15 protein-coding genes are annotated in these 24994 nt (G+C 47.3%); all 15 read right to left on the minus strand.

The features are described 5' to 3' along the window. Positions 1-12: 12 nt before the first annotated feature. Positions 13-945, minus strand: a complete 933-nt coding sequence (locus AC0YN3_RS20150; protein WP_475776757.1) for an ABC transporter permease — start codon at positions 943-945, stop codon at positions 13-15. Position 946: 1 nt separating this feature from the next. Next, positions 947-2791 (minus strand): right-handed parallel beta-helix repeat-containing protein, encoded by a 1845-nt coding sequence (locus AC0YN3_RS20155; protein ID WP_475776758.1) that lies wholly within the window; start codon positions 2789-2791, stop codon positions 947-949. Positions 2792-2974: 183 nt separating this feature from the next. Then, a complete protein-coding gene (locus tag AC0YN3_RS20160; protein ID WP_475776759.1) occupies positions 2975-5764 on the minus strand; it encodes a 3-keto-alpha-glucoside-1,2-lyase-like domain-containing protein in 2790 nt (929 codons plus the stop codon). A gap of 3 nt (positions 5765-5767) precedes the next feature. Next, on the minus strand, positions 5768-7909 hold the full coding sequence (locus AC0YN3_RS20165; protein WP_475776760.1) for a glycoside hydrolase family 36 protein: 2142 nt from the start codon (positions 7907-7909) through the stop codon (positions 5768-5770). 69 nt (positions 7910-7978) lie between these two features. Continuing rightward, positions 7979-9496 (minus strand): response regulator transcription factor, encoded by a 1518-nt coding sequence (locus AC0YN3_RS20170; protein WP_475776761.1) that lies wholly within the window; start codon positions 9494-9496, stop codon positions 7979-7981. A gap of 7 nt (positions 9497-9503) precedes the next feature. After that, on the minus strand, positions 9504-10883 hold the full coding sequence (locus AC0YN3_RS20175) for a sensor histidine kinase (RefSeq protein ID WP_475776762.1): 1380 nt from the start codon (positions 10881-10883) through the stop codon (positions 9504-9506). 537 nt (positions 10884-11420) lie between these two features. Further along, entirely contained in the window at positions 11421-12026 is a 606-nt protein-coding gene (locus AC0YN3_RS20180) for an SGNH/GDSL hydrolase family protein (protein ID WP_475776763.1), read from the minus strand. Between the two features lie 14 nt (positions 12027-12040). Further along, entirely contained in the window at positions 12041-17215 is a 5175-nt protein-coding gene (locus AC0YN3_RS20185) for an S-layer homology domain-containing protein (protein ID WP_475776804.1), read from the minus strand. Between the two features lie 308 nt (positions 17216-17523). Further along, a complete protein-coding gene (locus AC0YN3_RS20190; RefSeq protein ID WP_475776764.1) occupies positions 17524-19131 on the minus strand; it encodes a hypothetical protein in 1608 nt (535 codons plus the stop codon). Beyond that, entirely contained in the window at positions 19115-19822 is a 708-nt protein-coding gene (locus AC0YN3_RS20195; protein WP_475776805.1) for an ABC transporter ATP-binding protein, read from the minus strand. The genes AC0YN3_RS20190 and AC0YN3_RS20195 overlap by 17 nt, the downstream gene beginning before the upstream one ends. Positions 19823-19980: 158 nt before the next feature. After that, entirely contained in the window at positions 19981-20736 is a 756-nt protein-coding gene (locus tag AC0YN3_RS20200) for a DeoR/GlpR family DNA-binding transcription regulator (RefSeq protein WP_475776765.1), read from the minus strand. A gap of 176 nt (positions 20737-20912) precedes the next feature. After that, positions 20913-21155, minus strand: a complete 243-nt coding sequence (locus tag AC0YN3_RS20205; RefSeq protein WP_475776766.1) for a hypothetical protein — start codon at positions 21153-21155, stop codon at positions 20913-20915. 97 nt (positions 21156-21252) lie between these two features. Further along, on the minus strand, positions 21253-22749 hold the full coding sequence (gene araA / locus AC0YN3_RS20210) for an L-arabinose isomerase (protein WP_475776767.1): 1497 nt from the start codon (positions 22747-22749) through the stop codon (positions 21253-21255). 24 nt (positions 22750-22773) lie between these two features. Beyond that, positions 22774-23814, minus strand: a complete 1041-nt coding sequence (locus AC0YN3_RS20215) for an aldose 1-epimerase family protein (protein ID WP_475776768.1) — start codon at positions 23812-23814, stop codon at positions 22774-22776. Between the two features lie 24 nt (positions 23815-23838). After that, positions 23839-24993, minus strand: coding sequence for a Gfo/Idh/MocA family protein (locus AC0YN3_RS20220; protein WP_475776769.1), 1155 nt, complete (start codon positions 24991-24993; stop codon positions 23839-23841). Position 24994 lies beyond the last annotated feature (1 nt).

Genomic DNA, 24994 nt, shown 5'->3' on the forward strand with positions numbered 1-24994 from the left:
TATTCAATCACCTCAGTAAATGCCATGTCCGTTCATTTTTTTAGCCGCGCTGTTTACCGCGATAAGCAGTATAAAATTGATGACGTTTAGGAATAACCCGATTGCGGTTGCCATGCTATACTGTCCTTGCGTCAGCCCGATCCGGTAAACGTAGGTATCGATAACGTCGCCGCTTTCATATACCATGGGGTTGTACATATTAAACACTTGGTCGAAACCGCCACTCATCATGCTGCCAAAATTCAATATCAACAAAATGGATATGATCGGCAGCAAGCTTGGCAGCGTAATATGGACAATCTGTTTCCAGCGGTTGGCGCCATCGATCACGGATGCCTCGTACAGATCCAGATTGACGCCGGACAATGCCGCCAGGAAAATGATCGTTCCCCATCCGACTTCCTTCCAAATGCCCGAAATGACCAAGAGTGGCCGAAACATGCTGTTGCTTGTCAAGAAGTTAACCGGATCTCCGCCAAACAGAATAACAATGCTATTGACCAGGCCCTCGTTCGACAATAGCGCGAACAATATACCCGAAATCGTTACCCATGAGATGAAGTGGGGCAAATAAATAATCGTTTGAATCGACCGTTTGAAGATCCTGTGCCTGACTTCGTTTAAAAGAATAGCCAGAACAATCGGAGCTGGAAATCCAAATACGAGACGCATGATATTGATTTCGATCGTGTTGGTGAAAACTTGCCAAAACTTATCTGTCGCGAAAATTTGTTCGAAGTGCTTGAACCCCACCCATGGGCTGCCTAAAATACCTTTCGTAATCCAAAATTCTTTGAACGCGATCGATGCACCATACATGGGAATGTAACTAAATATAATTAGAAACGCAACGGCGGGAAGCAGCATGAGATACAGCATTTTATATTTGACTATTCTTCTGCGTACATCCTTACCCGTTCCGGCTTTCGCCCCGATAATCACCATATTATAGCTCACCCGTTTTCTTCTGCAGCCTGTACCGGCTGTCGTCTTGATTGAATCCGATGTTATGAAGCACATAAACATTCGTGCTAGTTGCATCATCAATATAAATACGATCCTCTGTTGTCGCAACCGTGCACAATCTTCTATTGTTCTCGATCCAAACCTCGTTACAATGGCTTGCCATTAAGCTTCCCTGATAATATTCGGGGAGTAGCACGCCATTCTCGTCTCCATCGGCAGCCGCTTTGAGCCTCCCCGCATTCGAATTCAAAATGGCATTATGGCGGATATATACCCTGCTGCAAGATGAAGCATAAACCGCTTGCTGCGGGCAATTGATAATGGTATTATTCTCGATCCACACCCGGTCAAAGATCGGATATTGCGTTCTCCCGCTGGCAAGATATACACCCATGTAGATAACGGCCATGTTCCAGTGATTCACATCGCAGCTATCAATCAGATTATTGCGGATACGCAGATTGCTTACTCCAAACCCTTCCGACCAGCGAGACTCGGAACCGCACTCGATATGGATCGCTGACCCTTGATTCATGAAGAAATGGTTGTTCTCCACCAAGCCATTGCCGGAATGCAGCAATATCCCTCTGGCGCGGTTATGGTGGAAGAAATTATGGCGAACGATATAGTTGCCGGAATCATATCTCCGGTTAAATAGGATCGCGCTTTCCGAAACCTCCGCAGGGATCGGTTGTTCAAAGGCAAGCGTGCAGGTGTTATGCTCATTATTCCATTCGACGCCTGCAATCCGCTTCGTGATTCGGGCAGAAGACAGATCTTCGTTCCGAAACTCGATTGCGTCCCCTATCGCAAAGGGATTACGCCATGCTAGCACCCGATTTAGGCTTACGGTCCGATCATCGATTCGCTTGAAACCCTGGACTGAATTATCGTGAATGTTCAGGCAATCGTCACCGTTGTAACTGAAATCGCAGTTCTCAATCCTAAAGTAACCTAGAGAGTTACTGATATGGCAGCCATCTGCCGTGACGGAAATGCAACGCGTCGTGCCTGGCCGTTTTACAATTCTGCAATGCCGCAGCGCCCAATGCCGTTGATCCCCTGACGCCACGAAAGCATGCCCTGGCGCGGAATAGACCGTTACGTGCTCGATTTGCAAATGCTGATTGCTTTTAAGTTCGAAAGCGTTCGCGTCATAAACGTAATGACGAACGATGTAAGCCTGCCCTGGATTCAGAAAGCGAAAATTTTCGGGACCCGATAATGTAATTCGAAACGTATTGAGATCTTGACGACTAACATTCTGGAAATGGTCTGCGTGGAATTCACGGCCTAACTCGCAGCCTGCCGATAAGGTCAGCGGGTTCATCGCGTTTAAGGTCCGTATGTTCAGATCGTCTGGCGCTTGCGCATACTCCGGAAAATGGAGATCGAAATACGTACGGTTTGCGGCCACATCCCGCACTTGTCCGATGCTTGCCAATTGCCCGCTTTCCCAGTCCCAATCGACAGTGAAATTTTTGAATAGGGTCCGAACGCAATGTTTTATGGTAAAAAAGGCTTCTACCGTAGAAAAGATAAATTCAGAGCCTCCGCCATCGAACTGAAAATCGAGCATCCCTTCGAATACAGGATGATGGCCATCATAAAATCGATATATTCCCGAAGGAACGACAAGCTCGGACGAACGTTCCCGTTTGCAATAATCAATGGCATTCTGAAACGCACTTCCGTTACAATACCCTTCCTCGGGTCTAGCACCGAAATCAGCGACGCTAACTCTCGTATATCCGCTCCATTCCGGAGCACGGATTGAGATTTCAGGCATGCTCACGGCTGTATCATCATTCTTTACGCGCTCCACTCACCTGCCTCCTCTCTCTATCTGCGCCTGTTATAACTCTCTCTTGCTATATTTATTGTGCCATAGACGTCAGTCCCTTTATATGTGCTCAGTATTGAACATTGGTTGTAGTTTGTTACGATGTTATCGAAATGCTTATTCAAAAAAAACAGCCCCGATCGGTGATCGAGGCCTCCTGCATCCCTATTGCTCAATGAGCATAACGTTGTCGTACAGCACAGTCGCATTATACGTTTCTAAACCGATCTTCCCCTTGCTAAACGTAAAAGCAGGATCTGTTGCGCTTAATTGCAGAACGCCGTCCACATACAGGTCCAATCGATTGCCTATAGCTTCAACCGAAACGCGGTAAGTCGTCCCGACATTAATCGTATAGGCTTTCGACGCCAGCACCGTCTGGGTTGCCGCTATCGTTTTCTTGATTGCAATCCCGTGCATATTGCTGATATAAACAAAATATTTATGATTTGCATCCGTTAGACGAAATACCAGATTCGCAAAACCGCCGCTTCCCGCGGCATTGCTTATTTGAATATCGCTAGCTAACGCGTAGTTGCTCCACGAGTCGATCCCTGCCGTTGCAAGGCTCCCTGAGTAGTCCGTCTGCCTGTATTTCTTGCTGCCGCTATCCGTCACGACCGACCAGCTGCCCGATTGCACGGTCCATCTTCCTGCGGAACTCTCGAAATTTTCGGATAATAAGTAAACGGAACTATAGCTTACGATAGGATTCCAATACATCGTATCGTACAAATTGTTCGCATTCTGATTCGCAACAAAACGTATCGCATCGCCCTTGATCACATCGAGCGTTATTGCGGGGGCTGATACTGCCGTTCCGTAGATGACCTGCTGCCAGCCGCTCTCCGGCCAAATTTGCGCGTTGTTTTTCATAATTTTAACGTTTACGCCATCTGCTCCCGCCCCCGTGTTCAACAGGTGAATGGCTTCGTTTGACGAGAGCGTAATTTCGCCGTCCTCCGGCGCTAACCATGTTCTTACAGAATCGCTTCCATCGGGAGATTGCAGATTTTCCCCTATCGTTAAGTAAGTCGCCCCGTCCCGCCACATTCTCCATGGCGCGTAGTAATTTCCCAATGGCGCATAAGCCGTGCCATTCCATTTGTGATAGTACCAAACCGGCCCCTGCGAGATCGCCCCGACGTCCTTAACCGCTTCATACCTTCTTGCAGATTCCGGAATGGTCCCGCTGGTCGCGCCTGCCGAGGTTGTGCCTGAGCTAACATTTCCATTATTGTCTTCGGCTTCAATCAAATAATAATAGGCTGTGCCGCTTTGAAGCTCTTGCCGGTCGGTAAAGCTTGCGGTCGTTGATTCTCCAACCATATTGCTGTAGGCAGGCGTAAAGCTTGTAGTCGTTGAACGGTAAATATTGTAGTGATGAACTCCTGACCCCGCATCGGAAGCTGCCGTCCAAGATAACAATATGCCTAAGCTTCCGCTATTCCAGGCTGCCGATCCCACGGACGGATTGCTCGGTGCCACAGTATCCAATGCGGAGATGGTGCTGCCTAGATCGAATCCGGTGGCGCTTCTCCATGCCGCTATGGTGCTGTAGCTGACACCAAACCTTTCAGCTTGGAATGCCGTTCCGCTTGCCTGATAGAATCGATTGTCATTGACAAGATCAAGCGGAGCGCTTAACCCGATTTTATAAGCTGAAGTTCCCGAAATTCCGTTCGCCATGACGATCCGATTATTCTGGAACGAATCTCCCGACCAAGCGTCCCCGGGTGACACGTCTTTGCTGCTTAACGCACTCGTATTCGCTTGATCCACTACGATTAAATTATTGGCGACAACGAGATTTTTTAAGCCGGAATATCTGCCCGTATCCGCCGTAAAGTCGCTTAATGCGATTTGGCCTGTTCCGATCGAGGTTTCTCCGCGGTTGCCCTTCACTTTATTGTCAGTGATTCTCGAATTAATGTTCGCCATAGTCGTCACGCCGTTGCCTTTATTATTATGAGCGTAATTATATTGAACGTTGACATATTCATTAGACCAATCAATGTTTAATCCGGAAGCATCATGCCCCGTGTTGCTGTCGGACATATTGTAGACTTCGTTAAACATGACATCAACGTAGGAGCTTGCGACTGGCCAAATTCCTCCCGGTCCCCAGGTGACCCCTGTTCCGGCATATTGTCCGGCATCATGTACGAGGTTCCATTTTATCGTGCTATGATTCGAATTCCCGATGACGATCCCTTGGTTTCCAAGCTGGTATGCCACATTGCTGTGAACCTTCACATTGCGGAATAACGCGGAGCTTTTAAGATTGTCCGACAACGTGCTATCCCAACCGGCAACTCCGATTGCTCTCCAACCGAGCATATAGATTTCATTATGGCTTATAACGATATTTCGCGCGACTTCGCTATGCTTGTTTGTCGGATAAACCGCCGTAATCAGAATGCCCTCCGAATTGCTGTTGATTCCAGAGCCACGAACCCAGTTTCCCTCTATTGTGATATTGGACCAGGTTCCTTCCGCATTATAAGTAATGACGATCGCTCTGTTCGTTGCAGTTGGGCTAGTTAGCGCATTCGTCGTTGTACACTCGATATCCAATCCCGCAATGGTCCATCCGCTCACATTCGTTAGGCTCACCACAGCGGGTGCCGAAGATCGAATGATGGGTTTGCTCCCGCTGCCATAGGCAGTCATTTGGATCGGAAGCAGAGCCGTTCCCGAACCGTTCAAGGAAACGCTTTCGTTCCAAGTATCGCCTGATTTTAATAATATTTTATCGCCAGGATTAAACGTAAGGTTAGAAATTTTAGCCAAAGTTTGCCAAGGAGTGCCTGCGCTAGTCCCGTTATTATGATCATTGCCCGTTGAACTGCTTACATAATAGGTCGTACCCGCTGCGTAAGCCCTGTCATTATAAACGAAGACAATCATGGCTATAACGAATATCCATGCAACAAAGACACACTTTTGGGCCATTGGCTACTCCTCCTCCATGTGCAGTTCATACAGGCGAGCCGTAAATTCGGATGGAAGCGTCACAACTAATGCATTTTCAAGCTGATTCCAGCTGCAACTAACGCTCTCATTCTGGGGAAACCCACATCGAACCGTTACTTTCTTGCCATCGCAATCCGGAATCGGAAATCTCGCTTCACTCGCTCCGCCTTCCAATCTCCATACCGCCACATAAGCCTTCTCACCGCATCTAAGTCCAAGGCTAAGCCAATGATCGCCATGCTTAGGCAAACCAATCGGCCAAAAAGGAAGAGCCTTTGGAATGGACGACCGGATGCTCTTGTAGTAGTAAATCCCCTCGCGAATTAATTCAAAGCGATCCGATGAAATGTCCGACAAGTGCCCGCTCTGATGTACGCGCATTAACATGCTGTTCACCATGTTAAAGATGACCTCTTCCCGGTCTCCGTCCTTCAGCGGATATGACCAAGCAGCGGATTGCTCTGGAGTAAGCGCCGTAGGAGCAGCAGCAGATATCGCCGCAAACTTGCGGTAATCCGTCTGATCGCTAATCGACTGCACGCTGTGCCTGGTGAGCAAAGCATAATCCATACGCAAACCGCCGCTCCCGCAATTCTCGATGACCAAATCCGGATAACGGGCAAATACGCTATCAAGCCAGCGCAGGTAGGCACGGTTATGCTGAAGCAAGCCATCGCCGAAGCTATCGGCGCTAACCTCTGTACCGATCCCTGCATTAATGTTATAGTCCATTTTGATATAACCGACCTTGTACGCCGTCACTAGACGGTCAATCACTTCATCTGCATATTGAATGACCTCGGGATGTCGATAATCCAATTGATACCTGCCGTGATCAATGACCCGCTTGCCATGTCGCATGAAAAACCATTCATCCGGCACTTGCTGCGCCAAGGGGCAATGGATGCCCATAACTTCAAGTTCCAGCCAAAGTCCCGGGATTAAGCCTTTCGCCCGGATATAGTCGAGTACCTCCTGCAAGCCGCCTGGGAAACGTCTTGGTGACGGTTGCCAAAGCCCTACATTGCTCCACCATTCGCCATCCGCATACCAGCCAGCATCGATGCAATAATATTCGCAACCCGCCAAAGCAGCCGCATCAACTAAGGGTAAAATCTTCTCGGTCGTTGGATCAGCGAATAGACAATTCATGTAATCGTTGAAAATAACGGGAAGCCGCTCATTGTCTTCGTTCCTACGACGGATTTCTCGCCGATAGCGCGTCATTTCCACAATTCCCTGTTCGAACCCTCCTTTGACAATCGCAATCGCTGCAGGAACGGAGATAAAGGCTTCGCCTGGCGCGACGTTTTTCCACCAATGGCTTTCGTTCTCCGTAGGGCCGCTTAATTGCAAATAAAGTTGACCATTCGCCTTATCGCTCAATTCCCAATGCCAAGAACCGTTATGCTCAATTTGCCAGCAGATGGCCATTCCCGTCTCCCTATTTTCATATCCACCCATCGGATGAAGATCGGCGGAAGACCAGGTTCCCGAGTTACTGTATGAAAGTCTTTTGATCGAAAAGTCATTTACTTTCGTTAAACCTAGCTCGGGTAGCCTGTAACTTCTCCACTGCAGCTCTCCGTGCCATGCATTATGTGCAATATGAAGACGGCTTTTGGCTTCCCATGATCCGCTGCCTCCGCCCGCGATCCCCGTAACTGTAAACGAAGAAACGTATTCCATTGGAATGGGATTCACACTCTGATTGACGACCTCCGTCCAAGCTCGGATGACAGGGATATCGTTGTAAAATTGATAGTGTACCGTTACACGCATTCCCCTGTCTTCCATAACCACTTCGAGCTTTCTTCCGCTTTCGTTATAGAAATCTCTGTGGCTGTCGTACTTCAGTCTCCCTCCCGGCATGGTCCCCGTATATTTGGAGGCATGATGATCATTCCGATCTTCGCCCGACACTTGCAGTTCGACGATTCGGCGCGTTCCCCGTTCCTCCTCTGTTCCTCGTACATCTTCATTCGATGGGAAAGGAGATAGATGAACCAAACGGACATCTCCGTCTTCGGCAATCTGAATCTCCAAATAAATCCCATTCTCGTATAGTCTAATCCAACTCAGCATCTCCAACGTATCCTTCTCCATGCCATAGGCCCTTGTCACTTTTCATTCACCCTCTTTTCTTGATTAATGGTTCTCATTGTGACACGGGCTCGAAGGCATTTCTATGTGTTAATCAAAGAGATTTGGTTGTGGTTTCTTGTGTACGAAGTTTTTATTGTCCAAGCGCTGTTTGTACTCAAGCGGCGATTGACCTAGATGTTTCTTGAATAGCTTGCTGAAATGGGCATAATCATCATACCCGACTAACTTTCCGACATCATATAGCGATATATCCTCTTTCAATAGCGCAACAGCGGCATCAAGCCTTTTCTGAATGAGGAAATGGATAAAGCTTTGGCCCTTCTCCTGCTTAAAGAGATGACTCAGGTAGTTCGGACTAATAAAGTATTGTTGGGCAAATTCTTTGAGAGATATTTTGTGCGCGTATCGTCGTTCGATATCCTTGATAATTTCGTCAACGATTGGAAAGGTCGTTAACTCGGACGGTTTCTTCTTAAGCTCGTCAATTAACATCCTCATCTGTACAAGCAAATCATGGGGATTGCCGTAGTGTAGGACCAGGTCTTGGACGGTAATGGAGTCTTCAGCGAATGATTGGGTCGACGAAGAGAAGTTCTTGATCACCACGACAAAAAAATTATAAATTTCGGCTAGCCCGTTCAAATGAATGTGATCTTTGGCTATTCCTTTATGCACATCGAATAACGCCGCTTCCAAATGTTCAAGCTTTGTTGCTTTTCCTATCCGCTCCATGATAGAGGGCAATGCCGCGTTTATTCTCGGCCTATAACGGTAAACCCCTATCCTGCCGTTCAAGGAAGAAGTGTCAGCCATCATATTCGCCTGGTTGTAATATTTCGCGATTTGACTGCCGGAGTCGTTCGACAGGCTTACTCCTACATCCCAGTGAAGCTCTGCTGCCATGATTAATACGCGTTTATATACGGACTTAAGCGTATTCGAATCCAAATCGGAATGACTTAATAAATACGCCCATTTAAGCGGGCTTGCCATGGCACGAAAAAAAGAAAAGCCTTGTTCATGCAGCAATCGATCCGAATTCAGCAAATCTTGCTCCGATATGGCTGTTTTGCTTTTCACGATGGCAAAGGCATATCCCGCACCGCTGCCCATTCCAACATTCAAACCTTTTAACTGAGAGACTTGCTGTACGGTTAATCCCTTCTCGATCATTTCCAGAAACAGCATGGAATTGTGGTAGGTCTGTAGTACGCGCTGGTTCCGGTCGCGTTCAGCTAACCGATTGCTGCAATTCGATAACGTATCCCGCAATTCCTGCTCGTTGACAGGTTTAAGCAGATAGGCAAAGCAGCCAAGCTCCAGCGCTTTTTTCGCGTAGCTAAATTCGCTGTATGCGCTCATGAACACCACCAGCGTATGGGGAGAAACACGGTTTACGAAAGACAATAAATCCAAGCCGCTTTTCCCTGGCATACGAATGTCGCTGATCACGACATCGATCGATTTGCGCTTCAACAGGCTTTCAGCCGTTTGTACGTCGTTTACTTTCGCTACAATTTGGAAGCCGAGCGTTTCCCAATCCACAATTTGTTCCATATCCTTCAATATCCACGGCTCGTCATCAACAAGGATCAGCTTATGCAAAGTTTACTCACCCTTTCGCTTTAAGTGGTACGCTGACCGTCACAACCGTCCCCCTATCTCTCCAGCTTTTAATGGATAGACCATAGGGCTTCCCGTAATAGATTTGAATTCTTTTATGAATATTGACGAGCCCGATTCCTTGTCCCAGTCCTGCGGTTTCGGCTGAGCTCTTGTTCATGTTGTCAAAATCCTGCTGCATGCGAATCAAGCGTTCCTCGCTCATGCCGACTCCGTTATCCATCACCTTGATCAGCAATTGATTCTCCTCGTCAACAGTCGCATGGATATGAATGATCCATCGCCCTGTCTTTCCTTCGAGACCATGAAATAAAGCGTTCTCAACAAGCGGCTGAAGGATGAGCTTCACGATCGAACGGGCTCCGAGACCCTGATCCATGATTACTTTAAACTGCAGCCGTTCCCCGAATCTTATTTTTTGAATGTCAATATAGCGCTCCAGATGATCAAGCTCTTTGTGCAGAAGAACAAATTCATCCGTTCGGGTAATGTAGCGGAAATAAGAGACGAGATTGTCAATGGCGACAGCTACCTCCCTCCGTGCGTTGGACAAGGCCATGCCTCTAATCGAGTGAAGAACGTTATACAGAAAATGAGAATTAATCTGGCTCTGGAGACCATTCAACTGAAACATTCGTTTCTCCATTTCCGTTTCATAGAGCTGCTGCTGGGATTGCAGCAGATTGTCCGTAAGCTTCTTGATTTCATTCATCATATTGTTATAGTGGTCTTGAATGATGGTGATTTCATTCTTATAGCCGAATCTCAAACGGGCATCCAGGTCACCGCTCGCTGCGCTATCGAAAATATCGGCCATCTTAGTAATGGGATGGGTCAAGCGAATATTAAAGGAGGCCGCGGCCCAGATGACGATCAAGACCATGATCGCTATAGCCGAAATCACGATATACTGAATGATGGATGCCTTTCCCACAAGCTTATCTGCATTAATTAATGCCACGAACTTCCAGCCCAAGCTTTCGATCGGGAGGGATTGGTACAAATAATTGATGCCGTTCATTTGAAAATCGACGACTTTGTAATCCGGGTTCATTTTAGCCTGGGCATATCGTTTTTCGAAATCGGGATTATGAGTCGAAGAGCCGATGAGATCCCCCTTCTCGTTCATAATATAGAGCTCCGCTTTATCCGCCAAATCCGCTGAGCGTAATATTTGCTGTATCCATTCCGTATCCAATAACAAAACGCCTATATATATTTCCTGCAGGTATTGGTTTGGAAGAACGGATTTAACCTTTCTGAAAGCCAGTATGCCGTGATCTTTTAAAAATGGAGGGGATATCTGCAGCTTATTGCTTAGGTTGTTCGTATTTTGCATCTCCTCCAAATACGCCACCATTGGTTGCATAAGCAGTTCTCCGGTGGATACTAAGCGGAAGTCCTGTAAGCTAATCATGCCGATAGAATTCAGGGCGGGTTCCAGTGACAAGTACGAGTTTAAATTTTTTAGCAAAATATCGGATTCCTGCCATGATTTATTCTGGAGCATGATGGCCTGAACGTTCTTGTTAAAGAAAATCGACTTTGAAAGCTGATCCATTCGGTAAAAATATTCGTCGAAACGATTGTTGGTCTGCGTCACGAAAATATTAATATTATCGAGCGCGTTCTTTTTGAGAATATTAATATAAGAAAAATAGCCCACTGTCCCTAGAAGGAGAATGGGCAAAACGGCAATGCAAATATTTATGAGGATCATACGAGATCTTAACCTATATTTTCTTGTATAGGATACCAGTTCTTTAAACATGAGATCCTCCGAGAAATATGATGGTAGCAACATTTTCATAGCAGATCGGACAAGGGTTAACGACTCTATATTGTCACAATACCATCGGTTTGTCTATGTGTTTTACGGCGAAATCATATGTGCTTTTATGCGATTTCATTGTGCGAACCCGCAAGCCTTCAACCAATTAATGGCCATTAGCAAATTCCCTGTCGAATTCATGTGAACTTGATCCACGGTTAGCGTCTTCCCGCGTTGCTCCCTTAAGTATGAAGTAAATGTTTGATACTGAGGCACGAGAATGGCTTCGAATTCCGCGGCGACCTCTCTTATGATTTGATTATAGGGAAGAAGGCGATCATTTTTCCCATCGTTCGAATCTTCGGATAGGATTGTCGTTTCCATTACGATCAAGGAGGAGCCCGTCTTGCTTTTCGTTTCATTCAATAATTCCCGGTAGGTATCCCTGAATTCATTGCAGCTGACGTTTTTCCATTCATCATTTATGCCAATCGATATGGTCAGCCAGTCGGGCTTTAACTCGATGACGTCTTCCTTCCACCGTACCTTTAGATCCAATATCGTCTCACCGCTTATCCCTTGGTTCACGACCTGCAAAGTGATTTCCGGACGTACGATCGATAAGTAATCCCGAACGATGCGTACATATCCGCCTCCCATATGTTCAGGATCATCCTTTCTGCCGCAATCCGTAATGCTGTCGCCAATAAATATCATTTTCTGACCTTCTTGCAGCAACATCTGCCATCTCCCCTTTATTTAATGAATAGATTGTATACGAGTTGGGCAGCCTCCGCCCGCGTCGCCTTGCTCTGAGGCGCAAACAGGTTGCTTCCTCTTCCACGAACCAAGTTCGCTTCTTCGGCAGCGGCAATGTAGGGTAGAGCCCATCTCGGAATATCATGCGCATCGGCATAGCCGACCGCCGCCTCCTCCGGCTTCGGTTGAATGCCCGCCGCACGCACGATCATCACGACCATTTCCGACCGGCTGATGAATTGGTCTGGGGCAAACTGATTTGCGCTTACCCCCGTAACGATCCCGGCTTGAATGGCTGCCGCTACGCTATCCGCATACCATGCATCCGCTTTGACATCGGTGAACGTGTGGTTTACGCCTTCGGTTTCCAGGTTAAATGCATTCGCCAGTAAAGTTGCGAATTCTGCTCTGGTCGTTTTTCCTTCTGGGTTAAATCGCCATTCATCCACGCCATTGACCATATGCTTTGCTGCCAGTATTTGAAGCACCCGCTTCGCCCAGTGACCTTCTTTCACATCGCTGAAAGCTTTGTTATATTCCATGACCGAATACACGCCAGGATGCTGCAGCGTCACCTTAACTTGATTCATCGCCTCATCGATTTCGCCGCCGACATATCTCCATTGCAGCTTCGCCTTATCGTAATTGTAAATACCGAGAAGCTCCGGATCTACTTGACCAGGATCGTAAGGCAGAGATAACGTAATGCCGCCTGGGACTATGCCGGTCGCGATTTCGCGATGGTCGGAAGACTTGAGTTTGATTTCGAAATCATAAGCTTCACCAGCGATTTTCATCCTCGCTTTGCTGCCGTTGAGCGGTGCGTTTACGATAGCTGAATCGTTGATAGGACTCATGGTTACTTCAATATAAGCTCCGGCGGCCATGCCTGATTGTTCTCTGAGATCATCCAAACTCTCTTGGCTTATGGTCATCGACACTTTACCACGGTGCACTTGAAGCGGATAATTCCCAACTTCCGATAAGAGGACGACAGCTCTGGATTGGCCTTCCTCTAGCTTCACTTGAGCCGCGCCGTCCTTAATCTCTACCTTGGAGCGGACGATGCCGACTTGGCCTCCAGAACTTCCATTGCCTTCCCCATCCGCTTTCTCGCCTAATGCGGTGATCGCTGATTCGTTGGAATGACCGCTTTCTCCATAAGCATCATAGGCTTCCGCAATAAAGTAATAGGTCGTTCCCTTTGTAAGCCCCGATACCGTATGATGCGTCGCGCTTCCCGTATCAATCTTGCTCGAATACACTCCGCTCGCTGTACCGTATTTAATATAATAGCCTGTCGCTCCGGGTATCGCGCTCCAACTCAATTGCGCCTCTCCATTTCCGGCTATCGCGCTAATCGTTGGAGCTTCAAATTTCTGTTTGCCAAGAATCAAATACCCATATTGAATCGGTGCTTTTCCCGCGCCGATCCCGCTGTTGTATTCAATCCATCCGTTTCGGGCATCTCCGTTGCCTGAGTTGATGAAGCTTCCGTCGCTATAATTGGCAAGGACAGAGATTCCCAAGGCGGAACCGTCTTTCACGGAAATTCCTCCCGGGAGGATTTCGCCCCAAGGAATACTCAATTCGTAACTCGTAGATTTCGTCGCCTCGTCTCTGGAAATCGCCATCTCCCCTACCGTAAACTCGCCTGTTGTTTTGCCGGCAATGGCATTGTAACGATACCCGACAGCCTGGCCGTCGTCGGTTAATCCGAAGGCGAATTCTGAATATCCTTTGCTTCCCGGAACAGGCCCTCTTTCGGGATCGATAGCGATCTGAATGCTGGAGCCTTTCCACAAATCGGCCGCATTCAAGATCGGCAAACGGTGTACGTCTTCCGTAACCTTGATTGCGATATACAAATTGTCTTCATCCCATCTGGTATGCCCTAACGCATTTAACCTTTGCAGAGACCATTGATCAGTGAAAGTGCTTTCGATACTCCTCACCTGGTCTCTCTGATTCATGACAAACTCGGGAGAACCCCATTCTTGAATGGAGCCGTCAATCGTCGGGCTCGATGGCGTGAATAAGCTGCGCAAGGCACTTACTTGCTTGTTTACTTTAATCCTTCTCGACTCGGTGACAGTTCCCGTCGTATCGTAAACCTTGTATTGCAGAGAATGCTCTCCGTTGCTTAAGCCCTTTACGGTATAGGCATATGGCGATGCCGTCATTTCCTGTATTAATTTATCATCCACGTACAGCTCTACTTTTTGAATGGGTTGTATTCCCGCGATATAAGGCATGGTCTGTAAATCGGCTACATTTAATTGGTAACCATCGCGAAAGGTTGCGAAATCAACCATTTTCGGTTGCTCGGTTTCCGGGACAGTCGGTCCGGTAGTTAGATGGACAGCCTCTGAAGCAGCCCCTACAATTCCGCTACGATCCTCCGCTTCAACCTTGTAATAATAGGTCGTGTTTGGCTGTGCTTCTTCCCTGTCAGTAAAATATGCCGTAACGGATTCTCCCACCATATTGGAATAAGCCGGCGAAAACGCCGCGTCTTCGCTTCGATAGATGTTATAGTGCAGAATCCCGTTCCCTTGATCTTCTCCCGCCGTCCAGGCTAGCTCCGGATAATCGCTAAGCGTCGCGGTAACTTGATTTACATTCGAAGGAATCGATTCATCAAGCGGCAGCACTCTTGTATTGCCGTCAAACCCTGTGCCCTGTTGCCATGATGCAAGACTCGTATAGGTTGTTCCATGGTAAATCGAGCTAAAGGCTAGCGCTTCGTTAGCAACATTATTATGATCAATAACATCGAAGTTCGTGTTTGAAGCAATATCGAAAATAGTAAAGTTCGTTATTCCTCTGGCAACCGCAATGTGATTATCATAAATCCTATTTCCCGTCCACGTTCCATGGGGATTAGAAGCGCTGTTGATCGCGGCCGAATTCTCTAAGTCTACGATGATCATATTATTGGCGACATCCAGATCATGCTCTCCTGATGAGAGATCGGGTCTGCCCGTGAAATTCCCGAGCGCGATTTGACCCTTTCCGTTCGACTGCTGCCCTTGATTGCCTCTGACTTTGTTATTCCATATTTTTGTTCCGTAGTTACTCATTGTCGTTATGCCGTTGCCTTTGTTATCGTGCGCGTAATTATACTGAACGGTAATATTGTCACAGTACCAATCCACGTTAACCCCTGATCCGTCATAACCCGATCCGGCGTCCTTCATGTTATAAACCTCGTTGAATTTAATGACGGAATCGCGGGAGGCAATGATCCATAAGCCGCCTGGCCCCCAAGTATCCACGCCGAGACCTCCGTCATGAACAACATTTCTTTCGATAACGGAATGATGGGCATTTTGCAGGACGATTCCTTGGCTGGCCGTATGATGCACGTAATTTCCGCTGATTTTAAAGTTTCCAAACAGCATCTGGGAGCGCAAATCCTCGTTTTTCGCGGTATCCCATCCGGCAGTGGTTATTCCATACCACCCCACATGATGAACCTCATTGTTGATGATCGAAACATCCGTTACAACCTCTTTGATGTCGGTTCCCGGAATCAACGCCGTAATCATAATACCATTGCTATTACTGTTGTAATGAGCGCTGTATACGTCATTCTCTTCAATTCGAAGATTCTCGTGGCGCTGGGCATGATCATAAATAACGTTAATTCCTGCTGTAATATTGCTCCACGATAACGTGGAAGAGGTTAGGATGTTAACGGCTAATCCCTTAATCGTCCAGTGGCTCAAATTATGCCCAGTGACCACACTTCCGCCGTATGGAGCATTCCACGAGATGACAGGCTTAGCGCCCGAACCGTAAGAAGAAACCGTAATCGGATGCTCCTTCGAGCCGGAGCCGCTCAGAACCAGCGGTTCATTCCATGCGTCGCCGGATTTTAAGAGAATGGAATCCCCTGCGCTGAAAGCTGAAATATTGATTTTATTAAGCGTTTTCCATGCGCGATCAGCGCTTAAGCCATCGTTCGCATCATCGCCAGTGCTGGAACTAACGTAATAAGCGGCGTGACCCTCCGAATGAATAGGCGCTACTATCTTTTGAACCTCAACATGATCAAAGTCCGCCGTTGCCCTCGACATCTTCAATGCAATCTTTCCGGCTGCAAAAGAGGTGTCTTGCGTGGACAGCAGTTTATCGCCGTTCATATAAAAGTCGATGGATTTCCCTCCTGCTACACCTTTGAATGCGTAGGCCTTCCCCTCTTCCATACTGAAATCAGCTTCTGTAAGCGTTGTCAAAATTCCGTCCAATACTTTGACAATCCGGATTTTCCCAGCTTCGGTATACTGTAAATCGTATCTGTTTTGGCTATCCTGATATCTTAAGCTTAAGCCAATCGTTCCATCCTCGCTTATGGCTGTCGGGATCACTTGAGCTTGTACGGAATAATCTGCCCATGCGCTATCGCCTGTATAGGAAATGCCGCCATTACTGTCCGTTTGCGAATAAACTCGGTTAGCAGACAGATCTGTCACGGCAACATGATCGAATTGCGCCGTTGAGGCCCACGTGGCAAGCGCTACCTTCCCTGATGGAATATAACCGTTCTCATCCGTAGACTCGATAACCAAATCACCGTCTTTATACACATGAATTTGATTTCCTATCACATCGATTTTCAGATGCACGAATCTTGAGACATCCAGAGAAGGGCCATCATATGCCTTTAACCAATCTTGAGCGCTGCCGCTTTGCTTCATCAACCTGATGTAAGATTCACTCATGTACAAATAGTAAAAGTTCTGGTTATCCTGATGCCGAAACTCCAGCATCGCTCCAGCGCCGCTGATCAGCTTCACATCCGCTTCAAAGGAGTAATCGGTCCAAGCATTGATCCCTGTGATTAGTTCTGCTCCTCCATTGCTGGAACTCTGTTGATAGACTTTAGAGGAGTCTCCTTGTTCGCTAGACCACTCGCCGCCATTAATAGTCCACCCTACGGCTGTTTCATTCTCGAATTCTTCAGAGAATAGAGTTGCTCCCGTACGATTAACGGTAGCCCAGGAACCGCTCTCAGGAGTCCAGGCCGCAGCTTCTTCATCTTCGAAATCATCAAAAAAAATCGTGCTATCATCTGCTTGGGCATACGAAATATTCGTTCCCGAAGGCCAGCCCATCGTCAGCAGCATCGCTACCACTACAACTAAGAAAACTCGTTTCCAGATCATTTTTCTCAAATTCATAACCCCCTGTGATTGATTCCCCCTCGTAACATCATTATCCTATCATTTCGTACAGCTCCATTAACATGTACTTATCTTTGAAACTGCTATGTGTTTTGGTGGTATTTTGGCTTCAACATTTGAAAACCAAATCAAGCACAACCTTTATGGAATGGCGAATATCGAATGGCAATAAAAATGAACCATCCATTGTGATGCCACAACGACTGGTTCATTTGTATCAGCATGCGAATAGCCAATCCGTCCGCAATACGGCAAGCTATGAATCATTCGTGGAATGTTCATCCTAACCGTTATTTCACCCGGAACGTTCTCGGCCCGTACTTCTTCACTAGAATAAGAGCAACGACTACATAGACTAGAGCTGCCACAACCGTAATTGCCGTGAATGAATCAGCTTGCGGCCTCAGCACAATACTAACCCCACTCAAAGACGACACCGCCATGCTCAGCACAAAATAAAGCGGATTTTTCATATTAAGCTCCGTCGAATACGGCTGAAGAATATAGTACATAAACAAATGATGCACGGTATAAAAGATAGCCATCGCCACCACACAGACCCAAAACAAAAGCAGCTCTCGATTCAGCCATTCTCCACCGGCAGCAGCCGTGACAGCCGATAATGACACTCCTAAAGCAGCAGCAATCAGCAGATTCAAGCTAAGCATTCGCCCAAGTCGAATGAGAAAGTGCTGATAGGCTGCGCTGCGATAGAAGCTATACCTCATCAGACTAAGATCGCAATTGTAGAACATCGCTTTGCAAAGATTCTCGCCTGTCGACATGAAATACATTATTAACGGCAGGAAGGGGAATAGCAATCCCAAGCTCCATTGCATCCCAAACAGCTGTCCTTGGAATAGAAGCATAAGGATGACACCGGCTGCTAAGGCAGCACCAATGATTATTAACCGCTTATTCATAGGACCGTTTACCAGACTCCTATGTCTAAGAAAGAATATCGCGTTCAGATAGGCATGTCCTTCTTTTCCATCAACCTTATGCTTCTGGCTTAGACTTAAGTCGTCATCGCTATCCTTCGACTTCACGCTCTTCTTCTGGGCATCTGTCATCATTCGGCCTAGATTCATCAGTGGATCATCCCGCTTACTTGCCGCCTCGACAACTTCTACATATTTGGGATAACGGGCCAGTTGAATGGCTGCGAATAAGCCTCCCGCTATGATTACAATGCAGACCGGTAAACTCATAAGAATAGTTTCCGTTGATAGAGCCTTGCCAAGCAGGAGCGGCAAATACGCAGCAGCATATCCAATGATGATAACGCACCATACAATAGCTGTTTGTTTAATAAGCACCGTGCCTGTTTTCTCAAAAAGCTTGAGATGTGCGTACTCTGCAGCAATCCGCCATAGCGTAAGCAATAATGTTAAGAGAAGTGTTTCTAAAACAGAGGCTCCGAGAAGAGTACCAAACACAAGCATGGCAGGTACCAAATAAACAAAAAAAGTCACATACCGATAAACGAGCGATACCTGCATATATCTTCTAGGAGACAATCTCATTATTTTGACAGCTAAGTATTTCTCCCGCTTCGGTTCAAGTATAGTCGCACTGCTGAAGGCTGCTACAACAAAGCTGATGATGGTGAAAATATGTATAAACTGCGATAGCCGAAACTGCTGTGTCATCCCCTCTCCTATGCCCATCACGGGAATAAAAATAAGTAATCCTACGTAAACAAACCGTAGTAAAAATCCCCATAGTTGGGTGAGCAGCAATGCAATAATAGCAACGCCTTTTTTAAGATCCAAATTGGCATAAAGGCTGTTCTTGATTAGCTTTCCGATGAAAGGCAGCTTCTGAATGTAATAAATGAGCATATTGGCTGTGATAGAGGTACGGATAGCCAGCAGCGTACTAAGTGTTCTCAGCATGCGACTCATCCTTCAGCAGGTTAATGACGGATTGCTCGAATTCCGCGCTATGCAGCAGCTCTGACGGTACCGAGGACAGCTTGCCTTTGTTCAATACGACTAGTTCATCACATAGATCAGACGCTAATTGCAAAATATGTGTGGAGAAAATGAGAATATGATCGCTCTTCATCTCTTTGAGCATGTTCTTCATCTCCAGTGCAACAATGACGTCGAAGGAGGTAAGCGGTTCATCGAGCAGAATGACCGGAGGCTTCGTAATGAGAAATAGCAGCATCTGCAGCTTATTCTTCATCCCATGTGAATAGCCTTTAATAAGCTTGTGGCGATCCTCCGCCGTCATGCTCATCATGTCAAAATACTCGTCAATCGACTTTTCCATCTGGAGCTTATCCCCATTAATATCCATAAAAAACTTCACAAACTCAAAACCCGTCAGAAACTCGGGTAGGATCGGAAGTGAATACACGTATCCAACATCCTGCTCACTTATTTTACGTGTGCGTCCATTCTCCTCCAGCAGCACTTGCCCGCCATCCATGCTCTTCTCTCCGCTCAAGCAGTCGAACAGTGTCGTCTTTCCCGCCCCGTTCCGACCTAGCAGTCCGTATATCTTCCCTTTCTCAAAGGTAAATCCCGCTCCTTGAAGCACCTGTTTATCCTCAAACTGCTTAATGATATTGTCTAGCATTAATCGCAATGACTATTCCTCCATTCCTTTCATACATGCAATAACCTAAATATATACGAAATTGGGAATGAAAAGTCTCGTGTAATGAAATGAGATGCCTCTCACCATTAATGCGTGAGTGCATCCCAACTTTTAGAAAGCATTTTAATTAACGATTACTAGGCTAAGAAAATGCTTGTCCCAGCCGTTTGGCAAATCGAAACCATTTCTTGGTTCGGGCTTTCGTCCGTAATGATTCCCGTTACGGCTTTCAAATCCGCGAAAGAAATGAGCATGCTCGTACCGAACTTTGAGTGGTCCATTACAATATACGACTCTTTTGCTTTTTGAATGGCAACACGCTTGATTTCTGCCTCATGCATGTTGGAGTTGCTGAATCCGTGCCGGGGATGAAGCCCCGTTGCTCCTAAGAATACTTTGTCAAATGCCATGCGGGAAATCGTCTCCAGCGTGACAGGCCCTATCATTGACTTTGTCGAGTCCATTAATATTCCACCAAGAACTATCGTCGGAATCCTTTTTTCCGACAACTCGGCTGCTACGTTAATAGCATTCGTAACCATGGAAATATCGGCATCTTCCGGGAGATGCCGCGCAATCTGAAGCGTGGTAGAACCTCCATCAATAAAGATCGACTCGCCCGGTTGAATGAAGCTGGCCGCAAGTCGCCCGATTCTCTCTTTCTCTGCTCCTCGTACAGTTGAACGCTCTCTCAGCGCAACGTCTTTCGAGGCAAGAATGGCGCCACCGAACGTTCTTTTAAGCAAGCTGCTGCGTTCCATTTTCTCCAGGTCTCTTCGTACCGTCATATCCGTTACGTCGAAGAAATCCTTCAATTCCGCTATTTTGACCTCGCCTTTGGTCTGTAACTGTTGCATAATTTGTTTTTGTCTGTCATTCAAATCGTCCTTCATGGCACTCCCTCATATCTCCAGCAGATGATTTAAGCAAAGCAATAAACGATTCCATTTCCGAAAAGTTATACCTTAATTGTATGGGATGAAATTATGGAAATCAACAAAACATGTTTCATTCCATAATATTTTCGTCTATTTCAAACATTCTGCTGTTTGGAACTGCTTCATGGCTATCAACGTTTCAGTCGGTCAAATAAAAAATCCACGATATGGATTGCTTTCATTCGTTCAGGAGAGCCAAGCTTCTCGATCCCATGCTTCATTTGCAGCACGCAGCCGGGATTGCTGGTCACTACATATTCCGCTTGCGTATTGTTCGCGTCCACCATCTTATGCTCCAATATTAGTCCTGCCATTTCCGGTTGCGTAACGCCTACTATCGTATTTAATTCGCCTTTAACTTCGATGCTTAACAATGCAAGTCCCCCGGAATGATAATGGACGAGAAACACAAACGTCTCTTTATAGCGTACAGCAGAAAGGAGCGTCGGTTTCTCGTCATAAAAACGACTATTATTTATGGTTCAAGCGGTAATATAAATCATTCCAGCGAATCTCGTTCTCCAGGCTCGCCATCGTAGACGCCTGATTAATAATGATGCATTCGATACCGGCCATCTTAGCCCAGTCCGCCAGCTGCTCGCTTGTAACATGGAAAGAGAACCCGAAGTGGTGCGCCCCGCCAGCCAAAATCCACGCTTCCGCCGCATCCGATAACGAAGGCTCAGGCTTCCACAGAACCCGCGCTACCGGCAGGTTCGGCATTTCCTTCTCGTTTTTCACAGCCGTTACTTCGTTCACGATCAGACGAAATCTGTCTCCAAGATCAACGACGGTAGCATTGATTGCTTTGCCGCTATTCCCATTAAAAGTAAGCCGGGCAGGATCGGCTTTACCGCCGACAAACAGCGGATGAACCTCAATCTTTGGCTTGCTTACGGCAACTGTCGGGCATATCTCTAACATATGGGCGCCGAGCACAAGCTGATTGCCCTCCTGCATGTGATACGTATAATCTTCCATAAAGGACGTGCCTTTGTTTTCGGCCATTATTTTCATGATGCGAACAAGTGCCGCCGTTTTCCAATCACCTTCTGCCCCAAAGCCATATCCGGCAGCCATGAGTCGCTGCGCAGCTAGGCCAGGCAGCTGTTTCAAGCCGTGTAAATCTTGAAAGCTTGTCACGAATGCGCTGTAACCGCCTTCATGAAGAAACGCTTTCAATGCAAGCTCTATACGCGCTTGCTCCCGAATCGCATCAAGCTCGGTGCCTTCGTGTTGACCGTTGTCTGTGAAATCATAAAGTTCTTTGTATTCATCCATTAATTCGTTGACTTGTCCATCCGTGACATCCTGCACACGTTCCGCCAAATCGCCTGCGGGATAACCGTTAACCGACCACCCGAACTTTATTTGCCCTTCTACTTTATCACCTTCCGTAACGGCGACATAACGCATGTTATCGCCGAAACGGGCGATCTTCATCGTCTGGCTTTCCGTATAGCCGGCAGCCGTTCTCATCCAAGAACCGATTCTGCCGCGTGCTTTTACGTCTTTCCAATGGCCTGCAATGATTTTACGGGCTATGCCAAGACGGGCTCCGATAAATCCGAATTCCCGGTCGCCATGCGCCGCTTGATTCAAATTCATGAAATCCATGTCGATGCTGTCCCAAGGAATATCCACGTTAAACTGCGTATGAAAGTGAAGCAACGGCTTACGCAGCTGGGTAAGGCCTGAGATCCACATTTTTGCTGGCGAGAAGGTATGCATCCAAGTGATGATTCCCGCACAATAATCGTCTGAATTCGCTTCCAGACAGACACGGCGAATAGCTTCCGGCGTTGTTACGACTGCTTTAAATACGATTTGATAAGGAAGAGCATCGTCTTGATCCAGCCCGGCAACCATTTCCTTCGCATTGTCCTCTACTTTTGACAAAACATCTTCTCCATACAGTCCCTGACTTCCGGTCACGAACCAAAATACATAAGGCTTAGTCTGCAGCATAGCTGTATCCTCCTTAGAATGTGTTTATATAAATCGCAATTCCAATCGGTAATCTACGGTTTCACCCGGCTCTAATATACGGAGCGATCCGCTCTTCCTTTCGTCCGCCCTGCCTCTCGTCCAGCAATTAGAAGGCTCAAGTCCGAGAACATGCTCACCCGACCCTGGCATATGCCACTGAACGATTTTTGGAAGCGTGACGGGATCCCACTCCAGTTCGACCGACAGCCCCTGTGAACTGGTGTTTGTAGGACGAGCCGGGAATGAAGGACTGTGAATACGTGCGCAGACCGCATCCTTGCACTCGTCAAGCTTATGATAATACACTTGTTCCTTAAAGGAAGGATCAGGCGCTTGCCATACGCCCATCCTGCCCATATCCATATCGCTGTCGCGAGTTGAAGTTTTTCCTCTGGGAAGCTCTACGGTCGTGTCCTCGGCAAGCAGCGGGAATCCAAAATTGAAATGATATAGCATCATATGAGGCGCAGGACGGAATCCAACATTCTGAACGGAATCCACGATCGCGATGCGATTTTCGCCTAAATGGCTCATTATTGTCCTTGTCAGGCGTAGATTCTCACCAAAAATCGAGGTCTCCTCTATGACTCCGCGGACTCGCAGCACATAATCATCGCCTTCCCATTCTGACCAAGAAGAAATTTGGCGTGCTGGCGTATGATGAATTCGGCCATGAAGACCATATTCGCCGTCGCTGTCTTTGCCCGGTGATCCAACCTGCGTTAACCCGCATGTCATAAGCAAGCCACCGGATGCCGTTCGCAGCCATTCTGCTTCTCGCTGACCGTAATAAGAAGGATGAGGCTCTCCGTTGCTCGCTGACCAACTAACGGGTACGCCATGCATTTCGGCAAGCGAGATATCCATTCCCTTGCTTGGCGTGACCCAGTAAGATAATCCCCCTCCGGTTCGCACCCGGAACGTGTCTACTCCCGCTTCAGGCCCTTCGCTTCTGGTATAACGTTCAATACCGCCAATTTGCTCGATACGGCCAACTCTCGCTTCCAGCTCGCGGCGACTCCAGTCTTTTCCATAAAGCTTCACGTTTTCCTCCTCCCTTCAGCAGCGCTAATCCCAGTTCAGCGAAACCGTTCGATCTGTTTTCTTTGACTCCAAAGCGGCTGTGAAAAGCTGATGGCTCATTGCCGCTTCTTCCGGTTTCGCGCATTGGAAGGAAGATTGGTTGTCTTTGCCGTTTGCGACCTCATCGCAGAATGCCGCCCACATCTGTAAAATCGAGTCCGAGAAGCCGAATTCGAAAATACCGCCAGTAATCGTTCCATAGGCTGATTGATACGGAACGTCTGAAATATGCCATGCTTGCTCGCCGCCTGGCTCGTATGGAAGGAATGCGACTTGCTTCGGGTTCTTGGTCGTGTACTCTGCAGACCCTTTTGTGCCGTTAATGCGGAGAAACCAAGTATTGGCGTGACCTGGAGCTATCCGTTTCATGGAAAGCACCATCGGGAAATCATGCTTGCCTGTTTTCACTTCACATGCCAGAATCGCATTATCCCATGTTTCGCAAGCAGCCATGCCGCCTTTTCCATCCGGACGCTCCTCTACGATTTTACTAAGCAGCGACCTGACGTTCGCTGGCTTCCAACCGAAGCGGAAAGGCAGATGAGCCACGTGCATGCCCAAATCGCCCATGCAGCCATATTCGCCATTGGTTCCAATGCGACGCTTCCAATTGATCGTTTTATTCGGATCGAGGTCACTGCTATGCCAGAAGCCGGCTTCCACCTCGATAATCTGACCGAGCTTTTCTTCATTAACCCATTCGACAATCCGCTGGGCTCCCGGGAAGAACGGAAATTCAGAGGAGCAGCGAACGATTACGTCCGGATTCTCCGCGATTGCCTTCATAATTGACCGATTGGCTTCTGCATCGATGCCAAATGGCTTCTCGCCAAGCAAATGTTTACCGGCTTTAATGATATCTATATATAATTGCTCATGCAGATTATGCGGCACTGCGCAGTAGACAGCATCCACGTCCGGATCCGCGATGAGCTCCCGGTAATCGGCAGTGGCTTTTTTCACGTTAGGCAGGTTATTTGTGAACCATTCTGTCGCAGGAAGATGCGCATCGCATACATGTGTAATCTCAGGAATAAAATCCACATTGGCCAAGTGGCACCAACGCGCCGCGGCGCTCGCAAATTCTTTTCCCATTAATCCGCAGCCGATGACACCGAAACGTATGACTTTTTTCGGCATG

The sequence above is a fragment of the Paenibacillus sp. J22R232 genome, from assembly GCF_056269165.1.

Bases quoted from the DNA above. Each gene is read 5' to 3' on its own strand.
- AC0YN3_RS20180 (WP_475776763.1), bottom strand. From the start codon at position 12,026: ATGTTGCTGCAAGAAGGTCAGAAAATGATATTTATTGGCGACAGCATT.
- AC0YN3_RS20150 (WP_475776757.1), bottom strand. From the start codon at position 945: ATGGTGATTATCGGGGCGAAAGCCGGAACGGGTAAGGATGTACGCAGA.
- AC0YN3_RS20200 (WP_475776765.1), bottom strand. From the start codon at position 20,736: ATGAAGGACGATTTGAATGACAGACAAAAACAAATTATGCAACAGTTA.
- AC0YN3_RS20195 (WP_475776805.1), bottom strand. From the start codon at position 19,822: ATGCTAGACAATATCATTAAGCAGTTTGAGGATAAACAGGTGCTTCAA.
- AC0YN3_RS20220 (WP_475776769.1), bottom strand. From the start codon at position 24,993: ATGCCGAAAAAAGTCATACGTTTCGGTGTCATCGGCTGCGGATTAATG.
- AC0YN3_RS20160 (WP_475776759.1), bottom strand. From the start codon at position 5,764: ATGGCCCAAAAGTGTGTCTTTGTTGCATGGATATTCGTTATAGCCATG.
- araA (WP_475776767.1), bottom strand. From the start codon at position 22,749: ATGCTGCAGACTAAGCCTTATGTATTTTGGTTCGTGACCGGAAGTCAG.
- AC0YN3_RS20190 (WP_475776764.1), bottom strand. From the start codon at position 19,131: ATGCTGAGAACACTTAGTACGCTGCTGGCTATCCGTACCTCTATCACA.
- AC0YN3_RS20175 (WP_475776762.1), bottom strand. From the start codon at position 10,883: ATGCAACCAATGGTGGCGTATTTGGAGGAGATGCAAAATACGAACAAC.
- AC0YN3_RS20185 (WP_475776804.1), bottom strand. From the start codon at position 17,215: ATGATCTGGAAACGAGTTTTCTTAGTTGTAGTGGTAGCGATGCTGCTG.